Source organism: Yersinia aldovae ATCC 35236 (genome assembly GCF_000173735.1).
GTDB classification, from domain to species: Bacteria; Pseudomonadota; Gammaproteobacteria; order Enterobacterales; family Enterobacteriaceae; genus Yersinia; species Yersinia aldovae.
This window is the reverse complement of the sequence record NZ_ACCB01000040.1, coordinates 19,105-38,951: the sequence shown is the minus strand read 5'-3', so window position 1 is coordinate 38,951 and position 19,847 is coordinate 19,105. Positions and strand designations below refer to the sequence as shown.

Below are 19,847 nucleotides of genomic sequence, written 5' to 3'. Positions count from 1 at the left end.
CAAAACACCACCTTTAATCTCGATGGTTTGAATACTTCTGCGTTGACGAATTCCACCCTGAAGTTATCCAACGGTAGCTTTGCTTCGGTGGCTGATGGTGTGCAGAATATCGGCGCACTATCGATGAACGGCGGTACTATTCTGTTTAACAATCTGGTTGATAATTCAGGTGTCATCAGCTCCGAAGGGACTATCGCGGCGAATAACATCAATACAACCGGTGGGGGTACTGTTCGGGTTAATTTACCTGCGAATGTGACGCCAAGCCTGGCGGGTTTGTCGGTAATGGAATTGGATGAAGGTGAGATCATTGTGACGCTGGCCACCGGTACGGCTACCGGTACTGGACACGAATTGACCTTAACCGATGAGAACGGCGGTCCAATAAGCTCTATTTTCTATCAGAATATTTATAACACTGGCGGTAGCACCCCGGCTGCGCTCGGTTCGTTTAATTACGGCATGACAACTGGCAACAACTATGACGGTTTGTATGTCAATTATGGGCTGAAAGCGCTGGAACTGTTAAGCAGCGGTAATGACGCCCTGATCCTGACGGCGATATTGGCGAATAACGGCAAGCAGTCAAATGATCTCGCCGCTCAAGTGACTGGTAGTGGCGATCTGGCCTTTGTTTCTGCTAATGATGGCAGTACTGCATCATTATCGAACTCAACCAACAGCTATACCGGCGCGACATGGGTTCGTTCAGGTAATTTACGTCTGGATGCTGACTCTGCATTGGGGCAAACCTCTCTGCTGGCGATGAGTAACCTGACCAATGTGGATCTTAACGGAACTCAGCAGACTGTGGGTGAACTCGCCACGGAAACCGGCAGTACACTGAATTTCAACGGCGGCAAATTGTCGGTCACCGGTGGCGGCCAGGTTGATGGCGCACTGGCCGGTAACGGCGAGCTTGCCCTGACCGCAGGAACACTGAGCGTTACTCAGGGGAATAGCGGCTTTACTGGCAGCACTGATATTGCCAGTGGCGCGACGGCTCATCTGTATCAGGTTCAGGGGTTGGGCAGTGGGAATATTAATAATAACGGCCTTCTGAATTTGGATAGCAGCGCTGGGATATTGTCGAATGTACTGACGGGTAGCAGCGGTAATGTATTGTTGACCAACAACAGTAATATCCAGTTGACGGGTAACAACAGCGGCTATTCTGGTTCATTCAGCACGGATGCCGGGACTGTACTGACTGCCAATAATGCCCAGAACCTGGGCGCTAGCAGCGTTGTAAACAGCGGTGAATTAGTGCTGGATACAGCATCACAGTGGAGCTTAACCAATACCATTAGTGGCAGCGGTACGCTGGTTAAACGTGGCAGTGGTACAGTTATTGTTGAAGGTAGCACTGTCAGCGCTGGCCTGACGACGATTGAACAGGGTCTGTTGCAGTTAGGCAGTTCGGCGGTAACATCGACACTGTTATTGGATGAAGTGCCATCAACCGGTTCACTGGTTATGACTGTGGCTTCGAATGTCGTTAATCTGGCCAGTAATGTGTTGGTTACAGCAACTGGCTCCTTGGGCGGATATGGTCAGGTCACGGGGAATGTGGAAAACCGTGGCAATCTGATTATGCCTAATGCATTAACCGGTGGTGACTTTGGCACCTTTACCATTGATGGTAATTATACAGGTGTGAATGGGACGGTGGTCTTCAATACCATTCTGGCTGGAGATTCATCCGTAACGGATCGACTGTTGATTACAGGTGACACCGCAGGGCAGAGTTATGTCACGGTGAACAACATCGGTGGCAATGGTGCGCGGACGTCTGAAGGCATTAAAATCATCAATGTCGGTGGTAATTCAGCCGGTGAGTTTACCCTGAATGGGCGTGCGGTGGCCGGTGCTTATGAGTACTTCCTGTATCAGGGGGGCGTAAGCTCGCCAACTGATGGTGATTGGTATCTGCGTACTCAAGCCGATGATCGTCGCCCAGAACCGGCAAGTTATACCGCGAACCTGGCCGCAGCGAACAACATGTTTGTCACCAGCCTGGCTGATCGCGCAGGTGAGACACTGTATACCGATGTCTTTACCGGCGAACAAAAAACCACCAGCTTGTGGTTGCGTAATGAAGGCAGCCATAACCGTTCTCGTGACAATAGCGGCGAGTTAAAAACTCAGGATAACCGTTATGTCGTGCAACTGGGCGGTGATGTGGCGCAATGGAGCCGTAACTCGCAGGACTTGTGGCGTGTCGGTATGATGGCCGGTTATGCCAACAGCAGCAGCTCTACCGTTGCACAAGGTACGGGTTATCGTTCTACCGGTTCAGTCAACGGTTACAGTGTGGGTATGTATGGCACATGGTTTGCTGATGGTGAGGATAAGGCCGGTGCTTACGTTGATTCGTGGCTGCAATACAGCTGGTTTAACAATCAGGTTAATGGGCAGGATTTAGCGGCTGAAAAATACGATTCAAAAGGGTTTACTGCTTCAGTTGAGAGCGGCTATGCCTTTAAAGTAGGTGAAAATGCTAACAGCAGTTACTTCATTCAGCCAAAAGCACAAATAACCTGGATGGGCGTGAAGGCTGACTCCCATACCGAAACTAATGGTACGGTTGTCACCGGTGACGGTAATAACAACATCCAGACCCGTTTGGGTGTGAAGGCATTTATCAGCCCGCAACTGGGTGCTGATAAAGCCAAAGGGCCAGTATTTAAGCCTTTTGTTGAGACTAACTGGATTCACAATACCAAAGATTTCGGCACTACATTAGACGGCATGACCGTGAAGCAAGCGGGTGCGGCAAATGTGGCTGAAGTCAAACTGGGTGTTGAAGGTCAGATGAATAACAAGCTGAACTTGTGGGGCAATGTCGGCCAGCAAGTGGGTAATAACGGCTACAGCGAAACCAGCGTAATGTTAGGGATTAAATATAATTTCTAACTGAGATGGGTAAGCTGTGAATCATCGCGGCGCATATCGTAAGGTATGCGCCGTTTTTTTATGGTTTGATGATGGATTGTTTTTGCTTTCGGACTATCTGCTGCCTGCGACAGAAATAAGCTGCGGTGAAAGCGTCAATAAGGGGAGGTTGTTATTACCTTTCTAAACGCTGCTCGTATTGCCTTAATCCAGCGCGTCTTCCTGCACTTCCAAGACATGATAGGCTGTTGAACAGAACAGTGAATTCAGGCGCTTCATATCCCCTAACAGCCCCATATGCAGACTACTGGTTTCAATACTTTGCACATTTTGTTGGTGTAAACGTTCAACATGGGTGTGAGAATAACGGCGATTGAGCAAGCGGAAACGGTGCTTGGCACGGCGCAGACGCTTGGCGTTATTGATATCGCTCGATAGAAATACTGACATCCCCAGATCCAAATTTGCAATCAACCGGGTATGTAGGGTGTTCAGCTCTTCAAACCCTTCAGCGGAAAAAGGCTTACGTGCATTGAGCGATTTTGCGGCCACATCTGCGGTCATCCGGCCAATAATATCCCCTGCTTGCTGAAGGTTCATCGCCGTATCAATGATTTCTGCCCAGCGGCGAGAATCTATTTCACCTAACTCATCTTGTTGAATTTGCGCCAGATACAATTTTATCGCGCTATACAGCATGTCGACTTCATCTTCCAGCAAGCTTACTTCATGTTTTTGTTGTTTATTCCCCTCCAGCACTTCTTTAAAACGCAGTAGCATTTGTTCCAGCACATCCCCCATCCGTAGGGTTTCGCGCACCGCGTTGGCGAGGGCCAGTGATGGGGTATCGATGGCGGTAATATCAAGATAACGAGGGGCTGGAGGCTGTAGGCCGTTTGGGGCATCTTTGACTAATCGGGTACAGACACGCGCCATTGCTTCAACAAACGGCAGCATCAGCAGGCAGCGCAGCAGGTTATAGAAGACGTGGAAGTAGATAACCACTTCGGCGGCCGGTAATTTATGGCCAGCCAGCCATTGTGCCAGTGGATTGATCCACGGCACGACTAAAACACAGCCAATCACTTTAAACAGCAGACTGCCCAATACCACCTGACGCGAGATGGCGTTCTGCCCACGGCTACTGATTAACGCCAACATGCCGCTGCCAAGGTTCGAGCCAATGACAATGCACAGCGCGATGTTCAGCGGAACCAAGCCGGTTGCCGCCAGAGTTGCGGTCAGCAATACCGCCGCCAGACTGGAATAGCTGATCATGGCAAACAGCGCCCCAATCAATAGCGCCAGAATGGTATCGCCGGTCAGCGAGGAGAAAATGGCCTGTACCGCAGTCGCCTGCGTGATAGGCCCAGCGGAGGTGACGATTAATTGCAGCGCTAAAATAATCAACCCAAGGCCAATTCCCACTCGACCCATTTGGCCGACTCGCGTTTTGCGCTGACCGAGGAAGACAATCACCCCGCTTAAAATTAACAGTGGCGATAGCCAGGAGAGGTCAAAGGTCAGTACTCGCGCCATCAGTGCGGTTCCGACATCAGCTCCTAACATAATCACCAATGCCGGTGATAATGAAATCAGCCCTTGTGATACAAAAGAGATAACCAGCAATGCAGTCGCATTACTGCTCTGTACCAGAGCAGTCACGCCAATCCCGGCAACAAATGCCGTCGGTTTTTTCTGGATACTGGCGCTTAACACTCGGCGCAGGTCAGCACCATAGACGCGCATAATACCGGTGCGAACTATATGTGTCCCCCAGACCAGCAGGGCGACGGAAGAGAGCAGATGGAGCAGTGTCAGCATAGTTAATCTCAGTTGTGGTGAGGCTTGCGGCCTTACACTGATGTCAGTCAGATCCTATTTAAGCTGGGGCTACCCGACAGCAAAAAAGCCCCATGATGGATAGATATGATAGCTGATGCCTGCCTAACAGGTGTTCAGCCAGACTAATGATAACAACTCAGGGAGTGATAAAGGATATCCAGGAGTTTTTTATTATCAACAGTTTGCAGTATGGTGACCGGTTTTCCCTGCGGCGGCGGAATACCCACGTCCAAACGGAGCTTTTCTGGGCTGAAACGCCAGGTGCTACCGCGAGTTAGTGCGCCTTCCAGTACGACATCAACATAGTCCTGGGTGATGGTCACTATACTCTTATCGATCAACCAAGCGACCACCAAGGCATCATGAACCCAGCAGCCAGGCAGGTTGCGGGTTTGTATCGAATAATCAATCCACGGGCGGATTGTTTCCACTAAATAGCGGCTAAGAGGGGAGTCAATTTGGGCAATGCGCTCCAAATCTTGATGGAGCAGTTGTGTCTGAGTGGTGACATCTAAAGGGGCCAGCGTGATATTGGCTCCGCTGGTTAGAACCACATGTGCCGCTTCGGGATCGATCCCAAAATTAGTGTCTTTAAGATAGCCATCGACATTAAATACGCCGCCCATGATGGCAATTTCGGCTACCGATGATGCCAATTGCGGATAAAGTTGCATTGCATGGGCGATATTGGTTAACGGGCCGATGGCAACTAAGGTGATTTCACCGGGGTTGTTGCAGATTAACTCACCAATAGCATGAGCTGCCAACGGTGCGCTGGTGTTGATAACTTGCGGTGTCGGGACGTGTTGCCAAAGTGCAGATAGCCCAAGCCTTGCGGCTCCGTTATCCAGTTTATCGCGCCACGGCGCAGCAGGCTCGACCAGCGCCCGTGAGGCCCCGCGTCGAATGGGGATGTCCAGCCTTAGGCGGGTCACCAGATCATGGGCAACAGAATATCCCACCTCGCTGGGCGTATTACCCGCCACGATAGTGATCAATTCCAACTCTATTTCCGGGGCTGCAATGGCAAGCGCCAATGCTAGGCCATCATCTATATTGGCGCCGGGCACGCCATTTCCTGGGTCACAATCAATAATCAAACGCATATTTTTATCTTTTTATATTGGGAAGTTAATCTTTTTACTGCTGCAACAGCCGCAGGATTCACCGATTTGCAGCGAAAAATCGAATTCGCGAATTGTCGGCGTACCATCCCCGTTTTTTAGCATGTCGATAGCGATTTTCGCCATTGCATCTACCGGTTGTCGTACTGTTGTCAGGGAGGGCACGTTATATTCAGATTCAATGGTGCCGTTAAAACACACTAACGCCAGATCTTGCGGTGCGCTCAGATGGTGTTCTGCCATCGCCCGCAGACAGCCAAACGCCTGTAATTCATTGGTTGCAAACAGGGCTTGTGGCAATGGCCCTTTGAGCATCTGCTGCGCGGCCAGATAGCCACCGGGGCGAGTATAGGAGGTGGAGAATATCCACTCGTTATGTATGGCTAAATCTGCCTGTTGCAAGGCATCGCGCCAACCATTGACCCTATCCTGAGTATTAAGCATATCCAGCGGACCGCAAATAATGGCGATATCGCGATACCCGTGTTCAATCAAGTGTTGGGTTGCCTGGAAAGCGGCGGCACGCTCATCAACACGGATGGTATTGATTTTTAACGCAGGATCGACTCTATCCAGCATCACAAACGGGGTGCCAGAAGCCTGAATGAGTTCAATATAAGGGTGTCGGTCGACACTGGTGTACAGCAAGCCATCCACCTGGCGATGCAGCAAATTGTTGATGAGTTCGAGTTCACGCTGACGAGAGTCACCCGCATCACCTAACAACAGCACTTGCCCACGGCTAAAGGCTTCACGTTGCAGGGCATGAGCCATTGAAGAAATGAATGGGTTTGAGATGTCTGGCACTACCAGTCCATAGGTTTGGGTGGTGCCAGATGCTAACGCTCTGGCTATCCCATTAGGGCGATAACCGATTTTTTTGATGGCATCCAGTACACGTTGTTTGGTTGCCTGGGCTACCGGGCGCGGCCCATTATTGATGACATAACTCACTACTGCCACAGAGGTGCCAGCTTCTCGTGCAACATCAGAGCGCGTAATACGATAGGGCTGCTTTTTTAACAAGGTGACCTCAGATGCCTGAAATAGAGGCTATACATAGGGAAATTTCCAGTAAGATCTCACTTTACTGAGAATAACAGGCATTCACTTTACAAGACTTATTATACTTCAAGCTGGCGGAGCGTTGGCTACACCGCCCTCGCTGCTAAGCCGTTTTATCACCCGATGATGCGACATAAATACTGCTCAAACCGGCCATTGACCGGTTTGTTTCTGACTTACTGCAACTTGATTTATGTAGAGTATCAACCGGCGCTTTCGGTACTAAATCGCATCTTCCGGTAAGTTCAGGTCACGCCCACGCGTCTCTGGCGCGAAGAAGGTCGTAACAAACCCAATCGCTGCCATCCCTGCAAAATACAGTGCGATAGGCCACCAGTGGCCGGTGAAGGTCAACATGGCCGATGCCATCAGCGGTGCAGTGCCTCCGGACAGTATTGAGCCTAGCTCTTTTGCCACGGCCATCTTGGTATAACGGTTAGTCACACCAAACAGTTCGACCCCCCAGGCTGCCTGTACCCCGAAGATGCCCAGTGATGCCAGACCCATACCAATAATGATAGTCCCCATCACAATAATTGGCTCGCGGGTCTCCAGTAACATAAAGGCCGGGAAGGCATAGATAATCAACAGCAGGCAGAACCAGCGATAAGTGATACGGCGACCAAAGCGGTCAGATAGATAACCGGATAATGGAATAATCAAGAAGCCAAGGCAGGAGGCAATGAATACAGCCATTGTAGGCACTGACTTATCTACCATCAGCACTTTGGCGACGTAACCAATCATAAAGCCTTGTGCCAAATAAGAGGGGCCATTTTCGCCGATACGCAGGCCAACCATGATCCAGAATGACTTACTGCGTTGCCAGAAGGTGCGGTTATCCACTTCGGCTACGTGTTCACGACCCAGCGCCAAAGCGTGTTGACGCTGCTGTTCCAGTACCCGTTTTTGCCGCTCAAATACCGGGCTTTCACGCATATGACGGCGAATAAACAGTGCAGCACCGGCGATTAAAATGCTGGAAAGGAACGGAATACGCCAGCCCCAGTCAAGCAGGCTCTGTTTGTCCATCTGCAATACCAGCAGCCAGACTAGCGCTGCCAGTAGTGTACCGCTGTTAGAGCCTAAGGCGATGATTGATGAAACCAGACCGCGCTTTTTAGCCGGAGCATACTCGCCCAGCATCACCGCACCGCCGGAGAGTTCAGCGCCAGCGCCCAATCCTTGCATAAAGCGTAAAAATGCCAGACAGGCGGGAGCCCACAAGCCAATGGAGGCGTAACTTGGGATCAGGCCAATCAGGGTTGTTGATGCCCCCATCAGGGTGATGGTGGTTATCATGACAACTTTCCGGCCCTTGCGGTCACCTAGTCTGCCAAAAAATAGCGCACCAATGGGGCGAGCAATAAAACCGACAGAATAGGTCGCAAAGCTGGATAACAAGGCGATCGCAGGTGTTGCTTCAGGGAAGAATACATCACCAAATATAATGCCAGCGGCTAAACCATAGAGTGCAAAATCTGCATATTCCATAGCGGTACCCAGCCAACAAGAAAAGGTTGCGCGCCAAAAATCTTTACGACCTTCGGGCGTAGCCAGACGCTCTTCGGCAGCCATGCTCTCTGATGGAGCATTGTCTGTTTCAGCGCTATTCAGTGACGTCATTTAAAAGTTTCCCCTGGTGTTGAAGCATCATGTTCACGCATTAACCTCAGTGTGTTTATTACTCTCTCACTCAACAACCGGAGCAACCGGTGAAGAGGTGTTGGAGGCGTAAACATTAGCAAAGGTTAATGTTGGTCCTTTCTTTTAGTGTATCTACCCGCGTAGATAGGTCAATTTAATTATTTTATCTTTAGAGATTGTTCACAAAACTATCACAATTCTGTTGATGATTTATACGGGGTGTGCGAATGCCAACAACGGAGAGATAAATGGGATATTCTGATTGATATAAAAAATAAATTTAAAGAAAAGCACTGACGGCCAGTTTGTACCGTGGTGCAGAAAGCAACTAAGGTTAACGATATGATTATACAGGATATCTTTTATTCTTTGTTATTAGCTTCCCTCTGTGTTGCTCTTCACTCAGTCGGAAGTGCCAGAATTTGGCGCGTTTATATCCACGCGTCTCATTCGGGAGTGGCGGTTCCAGCCAGATTATTTTGCGTGTTGTTGCTAATGCATTTTGCGGAAACGGTGCTTTTCTCGTTATTTTATGTCTATCGCGAAGCATTTACTTCTTACGAAGATGCACTGTATTTCTCACTTTCAAGCTATACCACTATCGGCTATGGCGATCTGTTATTGCCGCCGCAACTTAGGCTTGTGGGGGCTTTTGAGGGGTTAATTGGCACGTTGCTTTCAGGATGGTCAGTAGCGTTATTAGTCGCTTTTCTGCAAAAAAGGTTAAGTAAATAGTATCGTGATACGTCTGACGATTTAGTCAAACGCTGAAACTGGCACAATAGCAGAAACCCCAATATGATCTGTTCAGTCATTAACCAACACTATTTAAGGAGGCTCCTATGTTGACTCGTGAATTATTTCTTTATTCACTCGTCTTTAGTGATCGTGATTGCTCAAGCATTACCGGTATCGTGCTGCGATAACCTGCTTGAGCGAAGCTAACTAACAATCCGAGAACTTCCCTCCAGCTTACTGGTTATCGTCAGTCTTTTTGACGATCGGCATTTCTATGCCTGTAAAACTTGAGTAAGCCATGACCACATTACTTTCTGCACAATCTGTCTGTTACGACAATACTTTCGGCCCGTTGCTGGCTGACCTCTCTTTCGGCCTGAAAAAAGGTGACCGCATTGGCCTGATGGGTCATAACGGCAGTGGCAAAAGCACACTGCTAAAAATCCTCAGCGGCGATTTGTATGCCACCTCAGGCACTATCACTACCGCCAATCAATGTCTGATGGCACGGGTTGAGCAACATCTGCCCGCGGCACTGGCGGGTTGCACCCTGTTGGATGCGGTATTTCATCATTTGCCAAACAGCCTGTATCCCCCCGAATGCTGGCAAGCTGAGGTCTTGCTCGTTAGTCTGGGCTTTGATGAATCGGCTTGGGAGTTAACCGCCGGTACTTTGAGCGGAGGGCAGCACACCCGGCTGCTATTGGCCCGGGCGCTGATTCGCCAACCTGATTTACTGCTGCTGGATGAACCCAGCAACCATTTAGATTTACCTACGTTGCTTTGGCTGGAGCAGTTTCTGCTGGAGTGGGCGGGCAGCTTTGTGCTGGTTTCACATGACAGCAGCTTACTGGACCATGTGACCAACTGTACCTGGGTCTTGCGTGACAAAAGTCTCCAGTTCATCCGTATGCCCTGCACCCTGGCGCGGCAAGCATTGGCGGAGAAAGATATCGCTGATAATCATCGCCATCAGGCCGAACAAAAGGAAATTGATCGGGTAGCAAAGAGTGCCAAACGGCTGGCTATCTGGGGCAGTGTGTATGACAACGAGAAGTTAGCGCGTAAGGCTAAACAAATGGAGAAACAGGTCGATCGACTTAAGGATGAGCAAACTCAGCTCACGGCGGGCAACCAGTGGCGGTTACGTCTAAACGGCGAGGTTTTAGCAGCTGATCGCGTGCTGGCATTGTCAGCGTTGCGAGTGCGGCCTGCGCCGCAGGCACCGGTGCTATTTGAGTTGGATCAGCTGCGAGTGAAAAGCGGCGATCGAATTGCATTGGTTGGGCGTAATGGCTGCGGTAAATCCTCATTGCTGCACTGCTTATGGCGGGCGTTCAACCAGCCTGAAGCGAGCGTGGTGTTCCATCCGAAAGTGCGGGTGGGCTACTACGATCAGAGCCTGCAACAACTGCGTGATGAGGACACATTAGCCGAGGCGTTGGTTCCGTTTGCGCCGCTCACTGAAGGCCTGCGGAAAATAGCGTTAATTGGGGCCGGATTCCCTTATTTGCGTCATCAACAGCAGGTTCATACTCTGAGTGGTGGTGAGCGTTCTCGATTACTGTTTATTGGTTTGACGCTGGCTAACTACTCGTTATTGTTGCTTGATGAACCTACCAATCACCTTGATATGGAAGGCAAAGAAGAGTTAGCTGACACGCTGAAGACATTCAGTGGCGCGGTGTTATTGGTTTCCCACGACCGCATCTTGATTGAACAAAGTTGTAATCGTTTTTGGTTAATCAATCAACAACGGCTGGAGGAGTGGCATGACCTGACGCCGATTTACGCTATTTTGGCGGATAAGTCAGCACCCGAAACGCCCCCAAGTGCAGTATTGAGAGCAGCACCGATAACGCTCGTAGAAAGCGAAGAGGAACGTCTGTTGGCGACTCTATTGGCGTTGGAAAGCAAGCTGGAAGGCGATCTGGCGCGTAAACCCAGGCATCAGAAACCAGAGTTGCAGCGCCAGTGGCAACAGAAGATTACACAACTAAATACCCTGCTAGGGTTGGCGTAAGACGCAGGCTGCAAGGATGCGGCCTTCGCTCGTCTGGATGGTGCTATCGCTATACCAGCAGCCACAACTAAGAGTTGGCCGCTGGTATAAAATATGCTTACGCTTCGATCGGTGCACGCCAATCATCGGCACCAGAAGTACCGGCAGTTGTGTGCTCCCAGTTGATCTTACGGTATGCCAAAGAGACACGAACTAATTGTGTAAACTCAGCTTTTGTTGAATCCTGACAATGAGGCATTTTGCAGTCGATATCGATAATGGTGGCATCTTCTAATTTAGTTGTGAAGAAGTGTTCTTGCTTACCTTCAATTGAGGTGCGATACCATTTTAATTCAACTTCTGGCAACATTTCTCCAGATGCCAGGGCGTTATAAAGCAACGGAACGGCTTTATTATAAGCAACGGTGAAACGTAATGGTTTATGCGCACGTTGACCTGAAGGCTGCCCAGATTGAGGATCAGTTGGCACAGTAACGATATGCTCAAACTCTTGAACTAGCATTTGGTCTTCATGACCTTGAACGAAGATATTTCCTACCGATTCGGCAGTGAAAGCACCAGCAGTAATATTGCCCTGAGTTTTACCTGTGATTGAGATATAAGCCGGAGTTGGCATCTTAATTATCCTTGATAGTTTGCTTCATATTGCTCAAACGCGAGTTACTTCGGCGGTCAATATTAATAAACCCAGAAGGCAACTCGCTCCATTACTTCACTTTCCAGCATTACTATAAGCAGGTCTCTGAGCGGTTCCAAGTTATCTTCGATATGTGATTTTTATTCTCCTACTAAAGTAGAAGAAAAAATTATAATATTTGCATAATTAGTGTTTTGTATTGTTATGATGTTTTGTTATGACGAATTTATTTAACAGTGACAGGGGGGTTAGTTGCTGATTTTTTTCATAACACATTGTTTTGTATTTGATAGTTATTTTTAACAAAATTATTTTCTTTGATCATATACAAAATGGTAACACCATCACAGGAATTGGGTCGACATCAAACTATACAGAAAAATTTATGGATTTTGCCATGAAGATAGTGGACGATATATTTATTGAAATTAGGGTAATAATCGATAATTCCTACTTGCTTGTAAGATTTTTCGTATTTTAAGAGAGGTGAGTGTCTTTTTGAATGACTCATTTTTTAACTTTAAGATACTTATTGTTACCATTTATTAGGGGCTGAAATTTGCAGTAAGCGTACTAATTTAACCCTACCAAAAATAGACGGCAGCGCTAAGTCTACTGACACCGATGATATCTAAATTTCATTTACGGTGAGTGTTTGTGATGTCCAAAATAAGGGCGTTGGCCAGCATCACTTATAGTAACTAAAAGGACGAATTATGAGTAAGAATAATCAAAGCAGTGTTGCGCCGAAGGAAAGGATTAATATCAAGTATGTCCCTAATACTGGCGATCAGGTTGCAGAAGTTGAATTGCCGCTTAATCTGCTGGTTATTGGTGATATTAAAGGCACTCGTGAAGATACCTCGATTGAAGAGCGACAAGTTATTTCAGTAAATAAAAATAACTTTAACTCAGTAATGAACGAGGCGAATATCAATTTGACTTTCAATGTTCCTAATCGTCTGGAAGGTGAAGACGATATGTCGGTCGCATTATCCATCAATTCATTGAATGATTTCTCACCTGACAATGTGGCAAAAGAAGTTCCAGAACTTAGAAAAATTCTGGAATTGCGGGAAGCGCTGGTGGCATTGAAAGGGCCACTGGGGAATATCCCCGCTTTCCGCTCTCGTCTACAGGATTTGCTTGGCAATCAAGAGAAGCGTGAGCAGTTGCTAAAAGAGCTGGACATTCTTAATCAAAAGTAATTAGAGCGGGTAAGAGGGAGTTTTACGTATGTCGTTACACGAAGAAAATACTGTTTTAGCCACGGAACCTGCCAGCGCAACATTCTTGCTTGACGAAATTATGTCTCAAACGCGTATGACTCCGGGAAATGACGGCTATGACGTTGCTAAACAAGGTGTTGCCGCTTTTATTGCCAGTATTCTGGATACTGGAACTAACGCTGAGCCGATTAACAAACTGTTAGTCGACAAAATGATTATTGAACTCGACAAAAAGTTGAGTGCTCAGATGGACGAAATTCTACATGCCCGTGAGTTCCGCGAGATTGAATCATCATGGCGCTCATTGAAATTGCTAGTTGATCGTACCGATTTCCGTGAAAATATCAAAATCAATATTATGCACGCAACGAAAGAAGAGTTGCTGGAAGACTTTGAGTTTTCGCCTGAAATTATTCAGTCTGGATTCTATAAACACGTTTACTCCTCGGGATACGGCCAATTTGGTGGGGAACCAACCGCGGCTATTATTGGCAACTACGCGTTCAATAACAGCTCGCCTGACATGAAGTTATTGCAATATGTGAGTGCGGTTGGCGCAATGGCTCATGCGCCATTCTTATCCAGCGTTGCCCCTGATTTCTTTGGTATCAACAGTTTTACTGAATTACCCGCCATTAAAGATCTTAAATCTGTGTTTGAAGGGCCAGCTCATACTAAATGGCGTGCTCTGAGAGAATCTGAAGACTCACGTTATCTTGGTTTGACGACACCTCGCTTCTTGCTACGGCTGCCTTACTCCACCGTTGAGAACCCAATCAAGAACTTCAACTACTACGAAGATGTGAGCCGCGATCACGAGCATTTCCTGTGGGGCAATACCGCATTTCTGCTCGCATCCAGCTTGACTGACAGTTTTGCCAAGTACCGTTGGTGCCCGAATATCATCGGCCCCCAAAGCGGTGGTGCGGTTCATGATCTCCCGGTTCATCTCTATGAAGCGATGGGGCAGATCCAGGCGAAGATCCCAACAGAAGTGCTTATCACCGATCGTCGTGAATTCGAACTGGCGGAAGAGGGTTTCATCACCCTGACCATGCGTAAAGGTAGCGATAACGCCGCGTTCTTTTCTGCCAACTCGGTACAAAAACCGAAGGTATTCCCGAACACTCGCGAAGGGAAAATGGCAGAAACCAACTACAAGTTGGGTACACAACTGCCCTATATGTTCATCATTAACCGCCTTGCGCATTACATCAAAGTTCTTCAGCGCGAGCAGATTGGCTCATGGAAAGAGCGTCAGGATCTTGAGCGTGAACTCAATATTTGGCTGAAACAATACATCGCCGATCAGGAGAATCCACCGACCGATGTTCGTAGCCGCCGCCCGCTGCGTTCAGCTCAAATCCAGGTGTTAGATGTTGAAGGTGATCCAGGCTGGTACCAGGTTGCGATGCAGGTACGCCCGCATTTCAAATACATGGGTGCAAGTTTTGAGCTGTCACTGGTTGGTCGTTTGGATAAGGAATAACGGTCATGGCTGCGCTTCTTAATTGGTCTAGAGGGAGTTCTGCCAGCTTGTTTAACCGCATCCAGGGGAAGGATTTTAGCCCTTCCCCTCGTAGCCGTGTTCAGGATTTATTGCATTCAATCAAACAGAATTTGAATGAAGTCCTTAATTCTCGTCCTGGTGCTTGCCAGAGTGCCGTAGAGCTTGGGGTTATTGACCTTAATGATGCTACGGCCGCTTCGTCCGATTTCCGCAAAAGTATTGAACAAGCCATCAAGCATTGTATTGAGAATTACGAGCCAAGAATCTCTGCCGTCACTGTTCAATCCTTAATAAATAGCGGCGATCCGCTGTTATTGAGTTTCCATATTAGTGCGCGGGTCAATTTTGACGACATGGCTGATGTCGTTGAATTCAATATTCAGTTAGACACTAACCGTCGTTACTGTTTTAACCAGGAAGCATAATGTCGTTCGAAAAGTACTTCAGGGACGAGCTGGATTACCTCCGGCAATTAGGGCGCGATGCCGCTGTTGAACGGCCTCATCTCGCCATGTTTCTCTCTGAGCAAGGTTCTGATCCGGATGTTGAACGCTTACTGGAAGGTTTTGCTTTTCTAACGGGTAACTTGCGAGAGAAGATTGATGATCAGTTCCCTGAATTAACTCACGGTTTATTGAACATGCTGTGGCCTAATTATTTGCGGCCAATCCCTAGCATGACCATCATAGAATATACACCTGATGAGAGTGTGATTACTGAGGCAACCCTGATTAAACGGGGTTGTCAGGTGATGAGTACGCCTATTGTACAAAACGGCGGGCACAGTTCATTTACGAACAATAATACCCAGGCAGGGCCACAGTGTATTTTTACGCTGTGTCGTGATGTTTGGCTGTTCCCAATGTCCATTCGGGATATTTCAGCAAACAGCAGCAACGAGCAGGGAATTTTAAGTATTCAGTTCGCCTCGAAAGCGGAATTGAATCTACAAGACTTGCGTCTGGATAAATTGCGTTTTTATTTGGGCGAAGACGATTACACCAGTACACAACTCTATTTCTGGATTAATCACTATTTCGAGCGCGCCGAATTGGTTGTCAATGGGATAACCATACCGATGCCCGATTTCGACTTTAAACCGGTGGGTTTTGAGCGTGATGATGCCTTATTGCCGTACCCGAAAAACGCTTATATGGGTTACCGCATTTTGCAGGAGTATTTTTGCTTCCCTGAAGGCTTCCTGTTTTTTGATGTTGAGGGTTTTGTCGATTTTCCGCCCCATTTAAATGCCAACGCATTCACATTGAATTTGTACTTTTCTCTGCCATTGCCGCCGGAAGTGAAAGTCCGTTCGACCACGCTTAGGCTGAATTGCTCTCCAGCCATAAATCTGTTCCAGCATGACAGTGAAGCGATTGATCTGGACGGCACGCAAACGGAATATCCACTCAGCGCCAGTTACCATCATCCGGATAACTACGACATCTTTTCAGTCGATCGGGTTGATAGTTGGCTTAATGAAAAAGGCACCACTCAGGGGCGATCGCGTGGGCAGGCCCGTGTTTATACCTCTTTTGAGAGTTTTCATCATCAGATTGAACATGCGCAAGAGCGCACCGCACTTTATTACCGTTTACGCGTGAAAAACTCATTGTTTCGTAAGGGATTTGAGCACTATATTTCTTTTGTTCGTAGTGATGAATCGAAGCTATCTCTGGCCGAAGAGAATGTCTCTGTTAGCCTGACATGTACCAACCGTGAACTGCCACTGTCACTTCGTGTCGGCGATATCAATCAGCCGACGAAAGAAAGCCCTTCGTTTGCGACTTTTCGTAATATTACCCGGCCTTCAGTCCCGTTGTATCCGGTGATGGATGGCAGTTTACATTGGTCGTTACTTTCCAATATGTCTTTAAATTACATGTCTTTACTCGATAAAGATGCGTTAAAACAAATTCTGCATACCTATGATTTCCCAAGCCTACACAATCGGCAATCAGCCCGTGCGTCACAAAAAAGGCTAGATGCTATCCAGCGTATTGAAACGCAACCTATCGACAGACTGTTTCGCGGATTACCCGTCAGAGGGTTGCAAACCACACTTTGGCTAGAGCAACGAGCATTTAGCTCTGAAGGTGAGCTTTATCTCTTCAGTACGGTATTGGCTCATTTCTTTTCACTCTATGCCAGCGTAAATGCGTTTCACCTTTTGAAAGTCGTCAATCTTGATAATCAGGAATGTTACGAATGGCCGGTACAAACAGGTCAACATGCATTGATGTAGATGTTGTTGAAGCAGCACCAGAAGGGCTGGTGCTGGATGTGTCACGTTATAACTTTTATCAATTGGTCGAGCTGCTCAACCAATTGGCGGTAGCGTGGCAAAATTCCGCCAGCACAGCGATGCCTGCGAATGAAGCTATCCGCTTTAAATCAACGGCTAGCCTGGCATTTCCTACCCGAGATGTAATTGCGCTGGATACCTCTGCCCGTGGCCAGTTTGAGCTGGAAGTTTCCTTTCTCGGTTTGCATGGCAGCCAATCGCCGCTACCAGGATATTACCTCGATTCGTTAGCCTGGGAAGATGCACAGAACGAAAACCGGCTGACAGATTTCCTCAACGTATTCAATCACCGCTTACTCACACTGCTGCACCAGATTTGGCGCAAATACCGTTACTACATCTGTTTTGACAATGGGGGCGGCGATGCTTTTTCGCAGCGGATGTTTTCGCTGGTGGGGTTGGGCTGTGAGGTGGTTCGCAACAAATTGCAAATTAACCACAGCAAGATGTTGGCTTATGCCGGGCTGTTGGCCAGCCCCGGCAGAGCACCGGAAGTCATTTGCAGCCTGGTTTCACACTGTTTCAACTTGCCAGATATCACATTGCACAGTTGGCAACTGCGCAAGGTTGATATCGCGCCTTCACAGCAGAATCGGTTGGGCACAAAAGTGAAAGTGCGAGGCAAAAAATATGATGAGAAATCGGTGCTGGGTGTCAATTTTTCGATTGGTTCTCGTGTGGCGGATCGCAGTGGGAAGTTCTTGTTATGCATAAATAAACTGAGCCGAGAACAGTTTCTCTCTTTTTTGCCCAACGGGGCCAATTATGCGCCGTTAGTGATGTTTGTTGCCTTCATTATGCGCGATCAGTTCGCATGGGATTTACGCCTTGGATTGGCGGAAAAACAGGTCGGCGGAATGGTTTTGGGCGTTAAGCAGAATACCCTGTTGGGTTGGACCAGTTTCCTTGGGCACCCGGAACAAAAACCCCACGTCACCATCAGCGTTATGGAATGACAACCAGTCTTCAGGAATAGATATCATGGATAAAAAACAACCAACGCTGTCATTGCGGATAGTGAACAGCGATAAATTGGAAAGTGGTAAACAAGCCAGCAGCCTGTTTCACACCCAAGGGGGATTGTGGGGAGTGATGCCGGCCATCATTGGTCGATTCAGGATCAAAGCGGCAATATCAACCCCTCACAGTTTGCCGTTGAATGGCGTGACGGTTCTTTTTGCCTGCGGATGTTGAGCGGCTCCCTGCATATTAATCAGTCGGTACTGACACCCGCTTCAGGGTTTGTTCGCCTACAGCAGGGGGATGAAATGGCGTTAGGGAGCCTGATTATCAAGAGCCATATCAGCCGTTCTGCCGCTGATATGCTTGATCCGCTGATGGTATCGCCGGAATCATTGGTATCAAGTTATAGCAACCCGATGGATGCCATGATGGCCGAGGGGGTCAAGGCGGCACCGCACAACCCTCAAGACAGCCGATTAGCGCCCACTGTCGCCAATAACTTCAGCCATGACCCATTGCGGGTACTGGAAACCGAAAGCCTAACCACACAAGGCCACGCCACCGCAGTATCCGATGCTGATCACTCGTTGCAGCAAGACCGATATCGTAACCCGCTTTTCGCTTCCCCACTTTCTGATAACACCAAGGACAGTGCCATGGATCAGGCATTTATCGATCTGCCACAAATCAGCACTTTTCTTAACGGCAAGCAAGATGAACCCGACGGAAAAATGGATCAACAACATGTCGCCATCACCCCACTGATGCGCGGTTTTGGTGCTCAACTCCCGATTCGAAATAGTCAGGAAGCTAATGATTTTCTGGAAGAGGCCGGAAAAACCCTCAAGGCGGCCATAGAAGGTCTGCTTGCGTTACAGCACAGCCAAAATGGGTTGCGCGATAAACACTTACGGCCAATTGAAGATAACCCATTGCGCCTGAATATGGATTACGACACCACCCTCAGCTTGATGTTTGCTGATCAAAAAAGCCCGGTACATCTTTCAGCTCCTGCTGCGGTGGCGGAAAGTCTGGATAACCTGCGTTTACATCATCAGGCCAATCAACAGGCGATCGCACAAGCACTTAACACCATGTTGGAAGCCTTTTCTCCTGAGCGCCTATTGACCCGCTTTGCGCATTATCTGCGCAGTAATGAACGCCAGGAAAGGGATTCCGCTTGGGCTTGGGAGATGTACAAAAACTACTACAACGAACTCGCATCCAGCCGTCAGCAAGGCTTTGAAAAGTTATTTGGTGAAGTGTACGAACAAGCCTATGACCGGGCATTGCGTCAAGGCATGAAGGATAGCGAGTAATGCGCAACGCCAGAGGTTGTCTCCTGACATGTTCATTGTGCGTGATGTTCCTGCTATCAGGGTGCGGTGGTGCTTGGGAAGCCACTAAAAAGGTCGGCAAAGTGGTGATGGACCCCGATATTCCGGTTGGGCAGGCATCCTCTCAACCCTCAACCGTCCGGCTGACACTGTTGGCTGAACCGGATATCAACCCTAATGAGAAAGGGGAAGCGACACCGACGGAGATTGTGGTGCTGTACCTCAGTGAGAACTCCAAGCTGCTGGCGGCTGATTATGATCAACTCAGTAGCGAAACCTTGGAGAAAACCTTAGGTAAGAACTACATCGACCACCAGGAATATACCTTATTGCCAACGCAATTTAAGCCGCTGGAGCCAATCAAGCTGGAAGAGAAAAACAGCTATTTGGGGGTTATTGCGCGCTACGCCGATGCCAATCGCAGTGAATGGAAGAAGATCATCAAGGTGAAAGGAATCGGTCATAACTATAACGTTTTGGTCCACGTCAGAGCGAACGATATCGAGCTAAGGAAAGAGGAAGAGTAACC

Annotated in this window: 14 protein-coding genes and 1 pseudogene; 10 read left to right on the top strand and 5 right to left on the bottom strand. The window is 48.3% G+C overall.

The window, feature by feature from the left end:
* Positions 1-2,916 (top strand): autotransporter outer membrane beta-barrel domain-containing protein (locus YALDO0001_RS15880; RefSeq protein WP_042840276.1); only part of this gene is annotated, 2,916 nt, incomplete at its 5' end.
* Positions 2,917-3,099: 183 nt separating this feature from the next.
* On the opposite strand, the gene YALDO0001_RS15875 is transcribed toward YALDO0001_RS15880, so the two are convergent.
* From YALDO0001_RS15875 to YALDO0001_RS15860, 4 genes are all read right to left on the bottom strand, one after another.
* A complete protein-coding gene (locus tag YALDO0001_RS15875) occupies positions 3,100-4,719 on the bottom strand; it encodes a Na/Pi cotransporter family protein (RefSeq protein WP_004704550.1) in 1,620 nt (539 codons plus the stop codon).
* A 143-nt stretch (positions 4,720-4,862) separates the two neighbouring features.
* Positions 4,863-5,846 (bottom strand): nucleoside hydrolase, encoded by a 984-nt coding sequence (locus tag YALDO0001_RS15870; RefSeq protein ID WP_004704549.1) that lies wholly within the window; start codon positions 5,844-5,846, stop codon positions 4,863-4,865.
* A 12-nt stretch (positions 5,847-5,858) separates the two neighbouring features.
* The gene (locus tag YALDO0001_RS15865; RefSeq protein ID WP_071986419.1) at positions 5,859-6,866 is read right to left on the bottom strand and encodes a LacI family DNA-binding transcriptional regulator; all 1,008 of its coding nucleotides are present in this window, start codon (positions 6,864-6,866) and stop codon (positions 5,859-5,861) included.
* Positions 6,867-7,151: 285 nt separating this feature from the next.
* Complete coding sequence (locus tag YALDO0001_RS15860; protein WP_004704547.1) at positions 7,152-8,555, bottom strand: MFS transporter; 1,404 nt, start codon at positions 8,553-8,555, stop codon at positions 7,152-7,154.
* Positions 8,556-8,918: 363 nt separating this feature from the next.
* Here YALDO0001_RS15860 and YALDO0001_RS21100 point away from each other — a divergent pair, with 363 nt between their 5' ends.
* Both YALDO0001_RS21100 and YALDO0001_RS15850 read left to right on the top strand, forming a co-directional pair.
* Positions 8,919-9,311, top strand: a complete 393-nt coding sequence (locus YALDO0001_RS21100; protein ID WP_042546936.1) for a potassium channel family protein — start codon at positions 8,919-8,921, stop codon at positions 9,309-9,311.
* Positions 9,312-9,612: 301 nt separating this feature from the next.
* Positions 9,613-11,337 carry an ABC-F family ATP-binding cassette domain-containing protein gene (locus YALDO0001_RS15850; RefSeq protein ID WP_004704545.1) on the top strand — a complete coding sequence of 575 codons (1,725 nt, stop codon included), beginning with the start codon at positions 9,613-9,615 and terminating at the stop codon, positions 11,335-11,337.
* Positions 11,338-11,434: 97 nt separating this feature from the next.
* Here YALDO0001_RS15850 and YALDO0001_RS15845 read toward each other — a convergent pair whose 3' ends face one another.
* Positions 11,435-11,953, bottom strand: a complete 519-nt coding sequence (locus YALDO0001_RS15845; RefSeq protein WP_004704544.1) for an Hcp family type VI secretion system effector — start codon at positions 11,951-11,953, stop codon at positions 11,435-11,437.
* Between the two features lie 737 nt (positions 11,954-12,690).
* On the opposite strand from YALDO0001_RS15845, the gene tssB reads away from it, so the two are divergent.
* From tssB to tssJ, 7 genes and pseudogenes are all read left to right on the top strand, one after another.
* Positions 12,691-13,182, top strand: a complete 492-nt coding sequence (tssB, locus tag YALDO0001_RS15835; RefSeq protein WP_004704543.1) for a type VI secretion system contractile sheath small subunit — start codon at positions 12,691-12,693, stop codon at positions 13,180-13,182.
* 28 nt (positions 13,183-13,210) lie between these two features.
* Complete coding sequence (gene tssC / locus YALDO0001_RS15830; protein ID WP_004704542.1) at positions 13,211-14,692, top strand: type VI secretion system contractile sheath large subunit; 1,482 nt, start codon at positions 13,211-13,213, stop codon at positions 14,690-14,692.
* A 5-nt stretch (positions 14,693-14,697) separates the two neighbouring features.
* Positions 14,698-15,138, top strand: coding sequence for a type VI secretion system baseplate subunit TssE (tssE, locus tag YALDO0001_RS15825; protein WP_042840273.1), 441 nt, complete (start codon positions 14,698-14,700; stop codon positions 15,136-15,138).
* Positions 15,138-16,958 carry a type VI secretion system baseplate subunit TssF gene (gene tssF / locus YALDO0001_RS15820; RefSeq protein ID WP_042840271.1) on the top strand — a complete coding sequence of 607 codons (1,821 nt, stop codon included), beginning with the start codon at positions 15,138-15,140 and terminating at the stop codon, positions 16,956-16,958. The genes tssE and tssF overlap by 1 nt, the downstream gene beginning before the upstream one ends.
* Positions 16,922-17,974 (top strand): type VI secretion system baseplate subunit TssG, encoded by a 1,053-nt coding sequence (tssG, locus tag YALDO0001_RS15815; protein WP_042840270.1) that lies wholly within the window; start codon positions 16,922-16,924, stop codon positions 17,972-17,974. Before tssF ends, tssG begins: the two co-directional genes overlap by 37 nt.
* Positions 17,975-17,999: 25 nt before the next feature.
* Positions 18,000-19,300, top strand: a pseudogene (tagH, locus tag YALDO0001_RS15810) (type VI secretion system-associated FHA domain protein TagH).
* The gene (tssJ, locus tag YALDO0001_RS15805; protein ID WP_042840268.1) at positions 19,300-19,845 is read left to right on the top strand and encodes a type VI secretion system lipoprotein TssJ; all 546 of its coding nucleotides are present in this window, start codon (positions 19,300-19,302) and stop codon (positions 19,843-19,845) included. The pseudogene tagH and the gene tssJ overlap by 1 nt, the downstream one beginning before the upstream one ends.
* Positions 19,846-19,847 lie beyond the last annotated feature (2 nt).